This is a genomic window from Streptomyces sp. NPDC057877 (assembly GCF_042796855.1).
Lineage (GTDB): Bacteria > Actinomycetota > Actinomycetes > Streptomycetales > Streptomycetaceae > Streptomyces.
In genome coordinates this window covers 438,276-452,007 of the sequence record NZ_JBHVMS010000005.1, presented here as the reverse complement: position 1 = coordinate 452,007, position 13,732 = coordinate 438,276, and the positions used below count along the sequence as shown (strand labels likewise).

At 73.3% G+C, this 13,732-nt stretch carries 10 protein-coding genes; 5 read left to right on the top strand and 5 right to left on the bottom strand.

Translation table 11 applies throughout. The annotated features are described in order from the left end of the window. Positions 1-110 precede the first annotated feature (110 nt). The 3 genes from sucB to ACFVQG_RS17075 all read right to left on the bottom strand — a co-directional run bounded on the left by sucB (position 111) and on the right by ACFVQG_RS17075 (position 5,255). A complete protein-coding gene (sucB, locus tag ACFVQG_RS17085) occupies positions 111-1,949 on the bottom strand; it encodes a 2-oxoglutarate dehydrogenase, E2 component, dihydrolipoamide succinyltransferase (RefSeq protein ID WP_383382938.1) in 1,839 nt (612 codons plus the stop codon). A gap of 61 nt (positions 1,950-2,010) precedes the next feature. Continuing rightward, positions 2,011-3,399 (bottom strand): dihydrolipoyl dehydrogenase, encoded by a 1,389-nt coding sequence (gene lpdA, locus ACFVQG_RS17080; RefSeq protein ID WP_383382935.1) that lies wholly within the window; start codon positions 3,397-3,399, stop codon positions 2,011-2,013. 329 nt (positions 3,400-3,728) lie between these two features. Further along, positions 3,729-5,255, bottom strand: a complete 1,527-nt coding sequence (locus tag ACFVQG_RS17075) for a leucyl aminopeptidase (RefSeq protein ID WP_383382932.1) — start codon at positions 5,253-5,255, stop codon at positions 3,729-3,731. A 295-nt stretch (positions 5,256-5,550) separates the two neighbouring features. Between ACFVQG_RS17075 and ACFVQG_RS17070 the strand changes: the two genes are divergently transcribed. The 4 genes from ACFVQG_RS17070 to ACFVQG_RS17055 all read left to right on the top strand — a co-directional run bounded on the left by ACFVQG_RS17070 (position 5,551) and on the right by ACFVQG_RS17055 (position 11,491). Then, positions 5,551-7,590: a hypothetical protein gene (locus tag ACFVQG_RS17070; RefSeq protein WP_383382929.1), complete on the top strand. Its 2,040-nt coding sequence runs from the start codon at positions 5,551-5,553 to the stop codon at positions 7,588-7,590. Positions 7,591-7,705: 115 nt separating this feature from the next. Beyond that, positions 7,706-9,214, top strand: coding sequence for a GT4 family glycosyltransferase PelF (gene pelF / locus ACFVQG_RS17065; protein WP_383382922.1), 1,509 nt, complete (start codon positions 7,706-7,708; stop codon positions 9,212-9,214). Next, positions 9,211-10,644, top strand: a complete 1,434-nt coding sequence (locus ACFVQG_RS17060; protein WP_383382919.1) for a hypothetical protein — start codon at positions 9,211-9,213, stop codon at positions 10,642-10,644. The genes pelF and ACFVQG_RS17060 overlap by 4 nt, the downstream gene beginning before the upstream one ends. Positions 10,645-10,702: 58 nt before the next feature. Then, positions 10,703-11,491, top strand: a complete 789-nt coding sequence (locus ACFVQG_RS17055) for an endo alpha-1,4 polygalactosaminidase (RefSeq protein WP_383382916.1) — start codon at positions 10,703-10,705, stop codon at positions 11,489-11,491. Here the strand turns inward: ACFVQG_RS17055 and ACFVQG_RS17050 are convergent. Continuing rightward, positions 11,451-12,056 (bottom strand): RDD family protein, encoded by a 606-nt coding sequence (locus tag ACFVQG_RS17050; RefSeq protein WP_383382913.1) that lies wholly within the window; start codon positions 12,054-12,056, stop codon positions 11,451-11,453. The genes ACFVQG_RS17055 and ACFVQG_RS17050 overlap by 41 nt on opposite strands. Positions 12,057-12,098: 42 nt before the next feature. After that, entirely contained in the window at positions 12,099-12,890 is a 792-nt protein-coding gene (locus ACFVQG_RS17045) for an adenosylcobinamide-GDP ribazoletransferase (protein WP_383382911.1), read from the bottom strand. 56 nt (positions 12,891-12,946) lie between these two features. Between ACFVQG_RS17045 and ACFVQG_RS17040 the strand changes: the two genes are divergently transcribed. Beyond that, positions 12,947-13,723 carry a hypothetical protein gene (locus ACFVQG_RS17040; RefSeq protein WP_383382908.1) on the top strand — a complete coding sequence of 259 codons (777 nt, stop codon included), beginning with the start codon at positions 12,947-12,949 and terminating at the stop codon, positions 13,721-13,723. Positions 13,724-13,732: the final 9 nt, after the last annotated feature.

The following is a 13,732-nucleotide window of genomic DNA, read 5'->3' as shown; positions in this document are numbered from 1 at the left end:
GCACGGGGTCGCTTTCGCGCAGGTGAGACGAGACTTACACGAGCTGGTAACGCACGGCGCCCCCGCCCGGAGAGTTCCGGACGGGGGCGCCGCAGGGCCTCGCGGCGGGGTTACAGACCGAGTTCCGTCTCGAACTCGCCCGCCTCCAGGATCGCCTTGACCGCCGTCAGGTAGCGGGCGGCGTCGGCGCCGTCCACCAGGCGGTGGTCGTAGGAGAGGGTCAGGTAGGTCATGTCGCGGACGCCGATGACCGTGCCCTCCTCCGTCTCGATGACGGCCGGGCGCTTCACCGTGGCACCGAGACCGAGGATCGCGACCTGGCCCGGCGGCACGATGATCGTGTCGAAGAGCGCACCGCGCGAACCGGTGTTGGAGATGGTGAAGGTGGCACCCGCCAGCTCGTCCGGCGTGATCTTGTTGCCGCGGACCTTGCCCGCCAGCTCGGCCGTGGCCTTGGCGATACCGGCGATGTTGAGGTCACCGGCGTTCTTGATGACCGGGGTCATCAGGCCCTTCTCGGAGTCCACCGCGATGCCGATGTGCTCGGTGTCGAAGTAGGTGATGGTCCCCTCGGCCTCGTTGATCTTGGCGTTGATGACCGGGTGGGCCTTCAGCGCCTGGGCGGCGGCCTTGACGAAGAACGGCATCGGGGAGAGCTTGACGCCCTCGCGCGCCGCGAACGCGTCCTTGGCCTGGGCGCGCAGGCGCATCAGACGGGTCACGTCGACCTCGACGACCGTGGACAGCTGGGCCTGCTCGTGCAGGGCCTTGACCATGTTGTCGCCGATGAGCTTGCGGATCCGCGGCATCTTCACGGTCTGGCCGCGCAGCGGGGACGCCTCCAGGACCGGCGCCTTCCTGGCGGCGGCAGCCGGAGCGGCGGCGGCCGGAGCCGGGGCGGCGGCGGCCTTCGCGGCCTCGGCGGCGGCGAGGACGTCCTGCTTGCGGATGCGGCCACCGACGCCGGTGCCCTTGACGGCGGACAGGTCGACGCCGTTCTCGGCGGCGAGCTTGCGCACCAGCGGGGTGACGTAGGCACCCTCGTCGGTCGGCTGCGCGGCGGCCGGGGCGGCCGGAGCCGGGGTGACCGGAGCCGGAGCCGGGGTCGGCGCGGGGGCCGGGGCGGCGGGCTGGGCCGGAGCGGCGGCGGGGGCCGGGGCCGCGGGGGCCTGAGGGGCCGGGGCCGCAGGGGCCTGAGCGGGCGCCGGAGCCGGAGCCGCGGGGGCGGCCGGGGCAGCGGCGGCGGGCGCCGGAGCCGGGGCGGCCGGAGCGGGGGCGGCGGCCGGAGCCGCGCCCGGAGCGCCGATGACGGCCAGCTTGGCGCCGACCTCGGCCGTCTCGTCCTCGCCGACCACGATCTCCAGGAGCACACCGGAGGTGGGCGCCGGGATCTCGGTGTCGACCTTGTCCGTGGACACCTCGAGCAGCGGCTCGTCGGCCTCGACGCTGTCGCCGACCGACTTCAGCCAGCGGGTGACGGTGCCCTCGGTGACCGACTCGCCCAGCGCGGGCAGCACCACGTCGGTGCCCTCCGCGGAGCCGCCACCGGCCGCCGCCTCGGCGGTCGGGGCCGGAGCGGGGGCGGCCTGCTCGGTGGAGGGCGCGGCCGGGGTCTGCGCGGCCGGGGCGGCCGTCGGGGTCGGCGCGGGCTCGGGGGCCGGGGCCGGAGCGGCCTCGGCGGCGGGCGCCGGGGCGGCGGCGGGGGCGCCGCTGCCGTCGTCGATCACGGCCAGCTCGGCGCCGACCTCGACCGTCTCGTCCTCGGCGACCTTGATGGAGGCGAGCACGCCGGCGGCGGGCGAGGGGATCTCGGTGTCGACCTTGTCGGTCGACACCTCGAGCAGCGGCTCGTCGGCCTCGACGCGCTCTCCCTCGGCCTTCAGCCAGCGGGTGACAGTGCCCTCGGTGACGCTCTCACCGAGCGCCGGAAGGGTTACGGAAACCGCCATGGTTTCGGTTGCTCCTAACGAATTGCGGAAGTCTGTGTCGTCGCGTCCGTTGACCGAAGGCTCAGTCGTGGGCGTGGAGGGGCTTGCCCGCGAGGGCCAGGTGGGCCTCGCCGAGCGCCTCGTTCTGTGTCGGGTGGGCGTGGATCAGCTGGGCGACCTCGGAGGGCAGCGCCTCCCAGTTGTAGACCAGCTGGGCCTCGCCGACCTGCTCGCCCATACGGTCGCCGACCATGTGCACGCCGACCACCGCACCGTCCTTGACCTGGACGAGCTTGATCTCGCCCGCGGTCTTCAGGATCTTGCTCTTGCCGTTGCCCGCCAGGTTGTACTTCAGAGCGACGACCTTGTCCGCGCCGTAGATCTCCTTGGCCTTGGCCTCGGTGATGCCGACGGAGGCGACCTCGGGGTGGCAGTACGTCACCCGCGGCACACCGTCGTAGTCGATCGGGACGACCTTCAGACCGGCAAGACGCTCCGCCACCAGGATGCCCTCGGCGAAGCCGACGTGCGCGAGCTGGAGGGTCGGGACCAGGTCGCCGACCGCGGAGATCGTCGGGACGTTGGTCCGCATGTACTCGTCGACGAGGACGTAGCCGCGGTCCATGGCGACCCCGGCCTCCTCGTAGCCCAGACCCTGGGAGACCGGCCCGCGGCCGACCGCGACCAGCAGGACCTCGGCCTCGAACTCCTTGCCGTCGGCGAGGGTGACCTTGACGCCGTCGGCGGTGTACTCGGCCTTCTGGAAGAAGGTGCCCAGGTTGAACTTGATGCCGCGCTTGCGGAAGGCGCGCTCAAGAAGCTTCGAGCTGTTCTCGTCCTCGACCGGGACGAGGTGCTTCAGGCCCTCGATGACCGTGACGTCGGTGCCGAAGGACTTCCACGCGGAGGCGAACTCGACGCCGATGACACCGCCGCCGAGGACGATCGCGGACTTCGGCACGCGGTCCAGGACGAGGGCGTGGTCCGAGGAGATGATGCGGTTGCCGTCGATCTCCAGGCCCGGCAGCGACTTCGGCACGGAACCGGTCGCCAGGAGCACATGGCGACCCTGGATCCGCTGGCCGTTGACATCGACGGAGGTCGGGGAGGACAGCCGCCCCGCACCCTCGATGTAGGTGACCTTCCGGGAGGCGATGAGCCCCTGGAGGCCCTTGTACAGACCCGAGACGACGTCGTCCTTGTACTTGTGGACGGCCGGTACGTCGATGCCCTCGAAGGTGGCCTTGACACCGAACTGGGCGCTCTCGCGCGCCTGGTCGGCGATCTCACCCGCGTGGAGCAGGGCCTTGGTGGGGATGCAACCCCGGTGCAGGCAGGTACCGCCGACCTTGTCCTTCTCGATCAGGGCGACGTCCAGGCCCAGCTGCGCCCCGCGCAGGGCCGCGGCGTAACCACCGCTACCACCGCCGAGGATCACTAGGTCGAAAACGGTGCTGGCGTCGTTCGCCACGTCACGTCCTCCATGCATGTGCGCCACGCCGGTCTGCGGTGACCGGTCGGCGGCTGGTGTCCGGCCGCTCTATTGCTTTCGGCCCTTGGTGGGGCCCTGTCCTGCCGAGCCCCATCTTCGCACCTGTCGGGCTACAACGAGACGCGGGGCCGGGGTGTGAGACACCCCACGTACAGGACCGGCGCCGGGGGGAGGGCGTGACAAGGGCGTGGGGTTGGTGTCGGCCCACGGCCACCCGGCCCCCTCAGGGGCGCGGGGAACCGCGTGACCAGCCCCCCACGCTCCCGCGGCCGCGGGACGACACCCGCCACCTGCTCAGTGGGCGCCCGTCAGCCCAGGTCACCCGCGGCCGTCAGCTCGGCGACCCGCACCAGCGTCCGCACGGCGGACCCCGTCCCGCCCTTCGGCGTGTACCCGAACGGCCCGCCCTCGTTGAACGCGGGACCGGCGATGTCCAGGTGCGCCCAGGTGATCCCCTCGCCCACGAACTCCCGCAGGAACAGCCCGGCGACCAGCCCGCCGCCCATCCGCTCGCCCATGTTGGCGATGTCGGCGGTCGGCGAGTCCATGCCCTTGCGCAGGTGCTCCGGCAGCGGCATCGGCCAGGACGCCTCACCGACCTCCGCCGAGGCGTCCACGATCGCGGACCGGAACGCGTCGTCGTTGGCCATCACACCGAAGGTGCGGCTGCCCAGCGCCAGCACCATCGCACCGGTCAGCGTCGCCACGTCCACGATCGCGTCCGGCTTCTCCTGGGAGGCGGCCCACAGCGCGTCGGCGAGCACGAGACGGCCCTCGGCGTCGGTGTTGAGCACCTCCACCGTCTTGCCGCTGTACATGCGCAGCACGTCACCGGGCCGGGTCGCGGAGCCGGACGGCATGTTCTCGGCCAGCGCCAGCCAGCCGGTCACGTTGACCTCCAGGCCGAGCCGCGCGGCGGCGACCACGGCCGCGAACACCGCCGCGGCGCCGCTCATGTCGCACTTCATCGTCTCGTTGTGGCCCGCGGGCTTCAGCGAGATGCCGCCGGAGTCGTAGGTGATGCCCTTGCCGACGAAGGCGAGGTGCTTCTTGGCCTTGGAGGAGGTGTACGACAGCTTCACCAGCCGCGGCGCGGACGCCGAGCCGGAGCCGACGCCGAGGATGCCGCCGTAGCCGCCCTTGGCGAGCGCCTTCTCGTCGAGGACCTGCACCTTGATGCCGTGCTCCTTGGCCGCGGCCTGGGCGACGGCGGCGAAGGACTCCGGGTTGAGGTCGTTGGGCGGGGTGTTGACCAGGTCGCGGGCGCGGTTCAGCTCCTCGGCCACGGCGGCGGCCCGCTCGACGGCCGCCTTGTGGGCCTTGTCACGGGGCTTGCCACCGAGCACGGCGACCTCGGCGAGCGGGGCCTTGCCGTTCTTCCCCTTGGGGTCCTTGCCGTTCTCCTTGTACGCGTCGAAGGAGTACGCCCCGAGCAGCGCGCCCTCGGCGATCGCGCCGACCGCGGCGGCGTCGGTGACCGGCAGGGCGTAGGCGGCCTTCTTGGTCCCGGCCAGGGCGCGGGCGGCCACACCGGCGGCCTTGCGCAGCGCCTCGGCGTCGTACTCGGCGCCCTTCTGCGGCTGTGCGCCCAGGCCCACCGCGACCACGAGCGGCGCCTTGAATCCGGGCGGCGCGGGCAGCTTCGTCACCTCGCCCTCGGCTCCCGAGGCACCGAGCGTCTCCAGGACGCCCGCGAGCCTGCCGTCGTAGGCCTTGTCCACGGCCTCGGCGCCCGGTGCGACGACCGGGGCCTTGTCGCCCTTGGCGACACCGATCACGATCGCGTCGGCCCGCAGGCCGGGCGCCGCGGCGGTGCTGAGAGTGAGAGCAGTCACGGTGGTGAAATCTCGCTTCCGATGTGAAGTTGCGGTGGCCGAACGGGTCGGGTCGACCGGGCCCGAACAGTCGACCCTAGACGCAGCCCTCAGTGCTGTCCTCACCTGGGCGGGCCACGTCGGGGACGAGCCTACGCGCGTATGTGCGTTCGCTCATTCCTCCGGGCGTTCACCGGTGAGTGGCGTCGTCGTCCGTTCCTGATCCTCGCATTCGAGGACCTGAGTCACACTCGACGGGTTCCGGTGAGCGCGTCGCTCGCCGTTTCGCGTGACTTCCACTGGGGGGACGACGACCATGGCGCACCGCGCGCGCGGACGGGGACACACGAGAGGCCTGGCCGCCGTCGCGGCGGCGGCCGGGCTGCTGGCGGCGGGGCTGGGGGCGCCCGGATCCGCCACGGCCGCCGCCCAGCCGCGTATCGACCTGAGGGTCCTGGTGGTGGACGACGGCGACAGCCCCGTCCAGGCCATCACCGCCCAGCTCAGGAGCACGGGCGTCCCGTACACGGCCGTACGGCTCACCGACCCGGACCGCCCGGCCGTCACCGCCGCCTTCCTCAGCGACACGGTGAACGGCACGCCCCGCGCCAGGTACCAGGGCGTCGTCGTCCCGAACGAGACGCCGTTCGGCGCGGGTTCCGCCGAGCAGACCGCGCTGGAGGACTACCAGCGGACGTACGGCATCCCGCAGGTCGACGCCTACACGTGGGCGCACCCCGGAGTCGGCCTCGACCCCACCGGCGAGGGCGGCTACGCGGGCACCCTCGACGGCCGCGAGGCCTCCGTCACCGCCGCCGGGAAGGCGGGCTGGTTCGGCTACCTCGACGGCGCCTTCGCCTTCGAGGACAACGCCCCGGACGTCAGCGAGAGCTACGGCTACGCCGCCCGGCCCCGCACCGGCTTCACCAGCTACGTCGACACCGAGGTGCCCGGCGCCGGGCGCGGCAGCCTGGTCGGCGAGTACGCGCACGACGGGCGCCGGGAGCTGGTGGTGACCTTCGCCTACCACCGGCACCAGCGGCAGTTCCGGGTGCTGGCCCGCGGCATCGTGGAGTGGCTGACCCAGGGCGTCCACCTGGGCCGGGACCGCAACTACTTCGCCGTACACGTCGACGACGTGTTCGCCTCCGACGCCCGCTGGGACACCGAGCGCGACTGCACCCCCGGCGACCATGACTGCGCGGACGGCGACGGCGCGGGCGGCACGCCGATCCGGATGACGGCGGCGGACGCCGCGTACGCCGCCGAGTGGCAGCGGGCCAGCGGCTTCACCATGGACATGGTCTACAACGCGGGCTCGGGGGAGGAGTGGAGGGCCGAGCACGGCGGCACCGACGCGCTCACCGACCGGCTGCTCGCCGACCGGGCCCGGTACCGCTGGATCAACCACACCTACACGCACCCCTTCCTCGGCTGTGTCCAGGACACCTCGACCGTGCCGTGGAACTGCGCGCGGAACGCCGACGGTTCGGTGCGGTACCTGGGCCGCGCCGAGATCGCCGCGCAGATCCGCGCCAACCACGACTGGGCCGTGGCCAGGGGCCTGCCCGTGGACCGCGCCGAGCTGGTGACCGGCGAGCACTCGGGCCTGCGCACGCTGCCCCAGCAGCCCGCCGACAACCCGAACCTGGCGGGCGCCCTCGCCGACACCGGCGTGCGGTGGATCGCCTCCGACAACTCCCGCGAGTCCGCCCAGCGTCCCGTCGGCGCGGCCCTGACCGTGCCCCGCCACCCGATGAACGTGTACTACAACACCGGCACCGAGGCCGAGATGGCCGACGAGTACAACTGGGTCCACACCGCGCGGGCCGACGGCGGCAGCGGCGGCTGCGAGAACAACCCCGCCTCGACCTGTCTGCGCCCCCTCGACCCGGCCACCGGCTACGACACCCACATCGTGCCGCAGGAGGCCCGCACCGCCCTCGGCCACGCGCTCGGCAACGACCCGCGCCCGCACTACGCCCACCAGTCCAACCTGGCCGAGGACCGCATCCTGTACCCGGTCATGGACAGGGTGCTCGCCGACTACCGCGCCCTGTTCGCCGCCAACACCCCCCTGGAGAACCCCCGGCACGCCGCCATCGGCACCGAACTCCAACGCCGAGCGGCCTGGGACAAGGCCCTCGCGGACGGCCGTGTCACGGCCTACCGAACCGGCAGGACGGTGACGATCGCGGCCCCCTCGGGCACCCACGTCCCCCTGACGGCCCCGGAGGGCACGAGACGCCAACTCCTGCTGACCACCGAGCCGTTCGGCACCCCGTACGCGGGCCGACGCTCAGCGTGGACCCTCCCCGCGGCACTCCAGTCGACAGTCACTCTCCAGCTCCCCTAGGGGCAGCGCACCTTCTTCGCGAGGGGCGCGGGGAACTGCGCGACCGCCACAGCGCACCCGCACCCGGTCGACGGCATCAGCACCCCTACGGACGCCGCAGAAGGAGCCCGCCGCATTGCGTACCGTCACCCTGCTCACCGAAGGCACCTACCCCCACGCCCACGGCGGCGTCAGCACCTGGTGCCACCACCTCATCCACGGCATCCCGGACATCGACTTCCACCTCATATCCCTCACCGGCACCGGCCGCGAACCCCTCGCCTGGGACCTGCCGCCCAACGTCCGCCAGCACACCACCGTGCCGACCTGGGGCCCCCGCCCGGGCCACCGGCGCCCCCCGTACGGCGCGGCCCGCCGCCGCTTCCTCGACTCCTACGAACGCTTCCTGCTCTCCGTCCTCGACCCGCGGTCGGCCCGCGACTTCGAAGACGCCTTCAACGAACTGGCGCACCTCGCCCGGGACGGACGGCTGTCCGCCGCGCTCCGCACCGAGGCCGCCCTCCGCTCGCTGATGTGGATCTGGACGATGCCGCATCTGCCGACCGCGACCGCCCGCCCCTCCGTGCACGACGCGCTCACCGCGACCGACCTGCTGGAGCACGCCCTGCGCCCGCTGGCGGTGCGGATCCCGGCGGACTCGGTGGCGCACGCCACGAGCAGCGGGCTCGCCACCCTCCCCGCGCTCGCCGCCCGTGCACTGGACGGTGTGCCCTTCCTCCTGACCGAGCACGGCATCTACCTGAGGGAGCGATACCTCGGTTACCGGCGCGAGGCCCAGCGCTGGCCGGTGAAGGCCTTCATGCTCGGTTTCTACCGTGAACTCAATGCACACGGCTATCGCACCGCCGACCTGATCACACCGTGCAACCAGTACAACCGCCGCTGGGAGGAGCGCGGCGGCGCCGACAGCGACAAGATCCGCACGGTGTACAACGGCGTCGACCCGCACGCCTTCCCCCACGCCGGACCCGAACCCGACATCCCCACCCTCACCTGGTGCGGCCGGGTCGACCCCATCAAGGACCTGGAGACCCTGATCCGCGCCTACGCCCTGGTCCGCGCCGAGATCCCCGCCACCCGCCTGCGCCTCTTCGGCCCCGTCCCACCGGGCGGCGAGGCCTACCGCACCCGCCTGGAGAAGCTCGCCGCCGAACTCGGCGTCACCGACGGCCTCACCTTCGAGGGCCGCGTCACCGACGTCCGGCGGGCGTACGCGGCCGGACACGTCGTCATGCTGTCGTCGATCTCCGAGGGCTTCCCGTTCTCCCTCATCGAGGCCATGTCCTGCGGCCGTACGACGGTCTCCACCGACGTCGGCGGAGTGCGCGAGGCGGTCGGCGACACCGGCCTGGTCGTGCCGCCGCGCGAGCCGGAGAAGATGGCCGCCGCCGCGCTCACCCTGCTCCGCGACGACGAACGCCGCCGCCGACTGGGCGCGCTGTCCCGGCAGCGGGTCGTCGACCGCTTCACCCTGCGCCGCTCGGTGGACGGCTTCCACACCATCTACCGGGAACTGGCGGGCCTGCCCGAGCCGCACCACGAGCCCACCGTGGCGATGCTCACCGAGTGGACCTTCCAGCCGCGCGACCCGTGGCGCACGGCCGTCAACGAGGCCGCCCGGTGAGCGCAGGCACCCCCGCGGTCCCCCGGCCGCGCACCACCCCCGGCTGGGCCCGGCCCGCCCCCGTCGACCAACTCGCCGACGAGCTGGCCGAGTTCCTCGCCGCCGCCGTCCACCCCGACGAGATCGCCGCCCTGCTGGAGGCGGACGGCCTGACCGACGAGCGGATACGCGAGCGGTACGGCGTGCGGGACTCCTTCGCGCTCGCCGAGCAGCTCTACGCCCGTGCCGACCGCCGCCGACCCGAACCCGACGGCCCCCTCCACGACCCCTGGCGGACCGGCCTCCTCGGCTGTCTGCTGCGCGGCGTCGTCTTCGCCCTCCCCGGCCTCGCCCACATCCTCGGCGCCCCCCTCCACCCGACGGCCACCGCCCCGTTGCTCGCGGGTGCCCTCACCAGCTGGACGTGGAACCAGGGCCTCGCCCACCGCGCCTACTCCTGGCTCGGCCTCGGGGACCGCGCGGCGGCCCGCCGCTGTCTGCTGCGGGGCGGACCAGCGGGCGCGCTGCTGGGCACGCTGACCGTGTTCGCCGCCGCGGGCACCGCCGACCCGGCCGTGCTCGCCGTCGCCGCGGGCCAGTCCTGCTATCTGGGCGCGGCCACCGCCCTGTTGGTCCTGGGCCGCGAACGCGCCCTGCTCGCCGCGCTGCTGCCGCTGGCCGCGGGCGCCCTCGCCACCCAGCTCACCGCCGTATCCGAGCCCGCCCGGCTGCTCCTGCTGCTCGGCTCCCTGACGGCCGTGACGGTGCTCGCCGTGCGCGCGGTGGTGCCCGCGCCACGGCGGCCGGGGGAGGGCTGGACGGCAGGGCTGACGGCGCTGCTCCCCTTCGGCGCGCTCGGCGCCCCGGTCCGGCGCCGACCCGACCGCGCGGCACCGAGGCTCGCCGCCTCCCTCCCGTACGCCGTCCTCGGCCTCGGCAGTGGCGTGCTGATCCTGCACACGGCGCTCGGGGACGGGCGGCCGGTCGGCGCCGTGGCGCTCACCCTCAGCATGGGCCCCGCCGAATGGCTGCTGTACCGGTTCCGCAGCGGCAGCCTCGCCGGACTGCGCTCCACCAGCACGCCCCGCGCCTTCTGGCGGGCGACCGCCCGTACGGTCCTGGCCTGTCTCACCGCCTATCTGGCGGCCCTGCTCACCCTGACCCTGGCTACCACGGCGCTCTGGCCGCACCACCCGGCCCCGGCGCTGTCCGCCGCCCGGCTGACCGGGCTGCTGCTGCTCGGCGTGGTGCTGTGGACGGGGCTGCTGCTCCAGTCCTTCGGCGCGGTCGCCGGAGCGGCGGTCGTCTGCGCCGCCGCCGCGCTGGCCCAGACGGCGGTGCTGACGACCGGCGCCCCGCCGTGGACGGGCCTCGCCGTCCACGGCACGGCGGCCGTCGTGCTGACCGCCCTGGTCTGCGTCCTGCTGGGCAGGGCGACCGCCCACCGCTGAACGCGCCGGTGATCCCGCATGCTTGGGGTACGTTGCCGCACACCCTGGAGCCCACCCGGTGAGACGCCCGATCCTCCTCGTCACCCTGCTCGTCCTGCTGCTCGCGGGCTGTACCTCGTCATCCGGACCGGACGACGGGACACCCGGCCCGCGGTGGCAGCCAAGGCCCGGCACCGACTGGCAGTGGCAGCTCAGCGGCCGTCTCGACTCCTCCGTGGACGTGCCGGTCTACGACATCGACGGCTTCGACCACGGCGCGGACACCGTCGCCGCGCTGCACCGGGACGGCCGCAAGGTCATCTGCTACCTCTCCACCGGCGCCTGGGAGGACTTCCGCCCCGACGCGGACGAATTCCCCCGGTCGGTGCTGGGCCGGGGCAACGGCTGGGAGGGCGAGCGCTGGCTGGACATCCGCCGCACCGACGTCCTGGAGCCGCTGATGGCGGCCCGGATCGACATGTGCAAGGAGAAGGGGTTCGACGCGGTCGAACCGGACAACATGGACGGCTACCGCAACCGCACCGGCTTCGACCTGACCGCCGCCGACCAGCTCCGCTACAACCGCCTCATCGCCGAGCTGGCCCATGACCGCGGCCTGGCCGTCGGCCTGAAGAACGACCTCGACCAGATCCCCGAGCTGGTCGACGACTTCGACTTCGCGGTCAACGAGCAGTGCGCCCAGTACGGCGAGTGCGAGACGCTGCAGCCGTTCATCGCGGCGGACAAGGCCGTCTTCCACGTCGAGTACGAGCTGCCGACCCGCGACTTCTGCCCCGAGGCCCGCCGTCTGCAGCTCAGCTCGATGCTCAAGGAGTACGAGCTGGGGGTGTGGCGGCGGGCCTGCTGAACCCCAGCGCGGTGACCGTCGTACCGGCGATCCGGTCGGCGAGGGAGCGCCCGGCGGGGGAGAGGACCGGCAGCGCGTTGAGGCAGAAGACGGTCACCGCCCCCGCCCACACCACGACCGACAGCAGGATCCGCCCCTCGATCAGCAGCACGCAGGCCACCGCGTAGACGACCACGTCCGCGGTGGTGCTGACGGCGGCCCGCAGCGCCGCCCGCCCCGGCCCGCGCGACGCCACCTTCAGACCGAGCAGCGCCTTGCCGACCGTGCGCCCGAGCAGCGCCAGGCAGGCCCACTGGTAGAGGAAGGTGATCACGATCAGCGCCCCGAAGGCCTGCTCGACGTAGAGCACCGACTTGTTCCACAGCGACAGCCCGAGCCCCTGGGACGCCGCTACGACATCGCCGCGCGAGGTCAGCAGCTCCCAGCCGCCGCGGGTGGCGAGGTCGGGCACGTCGGCGACGAGCGTGGACATCCGGTGGAACGTGAGCACGGCCAGCAGCGAGGCCGCCGCGACCACCAGTGCGAAGTCGATGAACCAGGCCACCGCGCGACGCAGCTTGGGCATGAAGGTCCCCCCGAGGCTCAGGCGTTGGGGCGTGACACCGCGTCACCCCAGTGACAGGGACATCGCGACGAGCGCGGCGGTTGCGGTGCTCTCGGCGACCCCGCCGAAGACGTCCCCGGTCACCCCGCCGAAGCGGCGCGTGCAGTGCCGCAGGAGCAACTCGGCGACGGCGAGGGCGGCGAGGACGGCGAGGACGGCGGGGAGGATCTCGTAGGCCCCGAACGACACCCCCGCGACGGCCGCCGCCGCGCCCACGACGACCAGGGCCACGCCCGCCGCCCACCGCACCGGCACCACCCCGGCGACCGCCGCGCCGAGCCCGTCCGGCCGGGCCGCGGGTACCCCGGCCCGGGTGGCCAGCGTCAGCGCCGTCCGGGCGACGACCGCGGCGGTGACGGTCACGAACGCGCCGCGCGCCCGGGAAACGTCGTACACCTGGGCCAGCGCGGCGATCTGACCCGCCACCACGAACACGAGGGCGAGCACTCCGAACGGTCCGATGTCCGACTGCTTCATGATCCGCAGGGCGTCCTCGGCAGGCTTCCCGCTGCCCAGTCCGTCCGCGGTGTCGGCCAGTCCGTCGAGGTGCAGCCCGCGCGTGAGCACGGCGGGCGTCGCGACGGCACCGACGGCGGCGAGCGCCGGGCTCGCCCCGAGCACGAGCAGCAGTACGGCGACCAGCGCGGCCCCGCAGCCGACGGTCAGCCCGACGACGGGGGCCGTGAGCATCCCGCCCCGGGCCGCCTCGCGGTCCCAGCGGGTCACTCTGACGGGCAGAACGGTGAGGGTCCCGAAGGCGAACCGGAGACCGTGCGAGGCGGGAGAGGTGAACACGCCCGAAGGCTACGCGAGCGGCGGGTCGAGCCCGTCACCCGGGCAAACTGGTCCATATGGGCACATGGTTGTACCGAAACATCGTCGAGCCCGGGAAGCTCCCGCTCCTGCTGGCACTGGCGGCCTTCGTCCTGACCTTCCTCGTCACCCGGCTGATCACCCGTCTCATCCGCGCCGGAAAAGGCCCGTTCCGCAACGTCAGCACGGAGGGGGGTCTGCACATCCACCATGTCGTCCCCGGTGTGCTCCTCACCGTCATCGGCGGCTTCGGCGCGGTGGCCGCGGGGCGTCAGGGCGTGGGCGGTGCGGTGGCCGCGGTGATCTTCGGGATGGGGGTGGGGCTGGTGCTGGACGAGTTCGCGCTGATCCTGCACCTGGACGACGTGTACTGGACCGAGGCGGGCCGCCAGAGCGTGGAGGTGGTCGTGCTCACCGCGGCGATGGTCGGGCTGGTCCTCGCCGGTTTCTCGCCGTTCGGCGTCAACGGCCTCACGGAGGACGAGCTGGACAACCGCGGCTCGGTGATCTCCACGGTCGCGTTCAACTTCGTCTTCTCCCTCGTCGCCCTCGCCAAGGGGAAGACCCGGATCGCGATCCTCGGGGTGATCATCCCCGTCCTCGCCCTGGTCGGGGCGGTCCGCCTGGCCCGCCCCGACTCCCCGTGGGCCAACCGCTTCTACACCCACCGCCACCGGGCCCGCGCCCGGGCGGCCCTGCGCGCGTACCACCACGACCGCCGGTGGGCGGGGCCAGCGCGGGCGCTGGGGGACTGGCTGGGCGGGAAGCCGGACGCGGAGGTGGAAGGGAAGCGGGGGGCGTCGAAGGAGGGCTGAGCCGGGGGC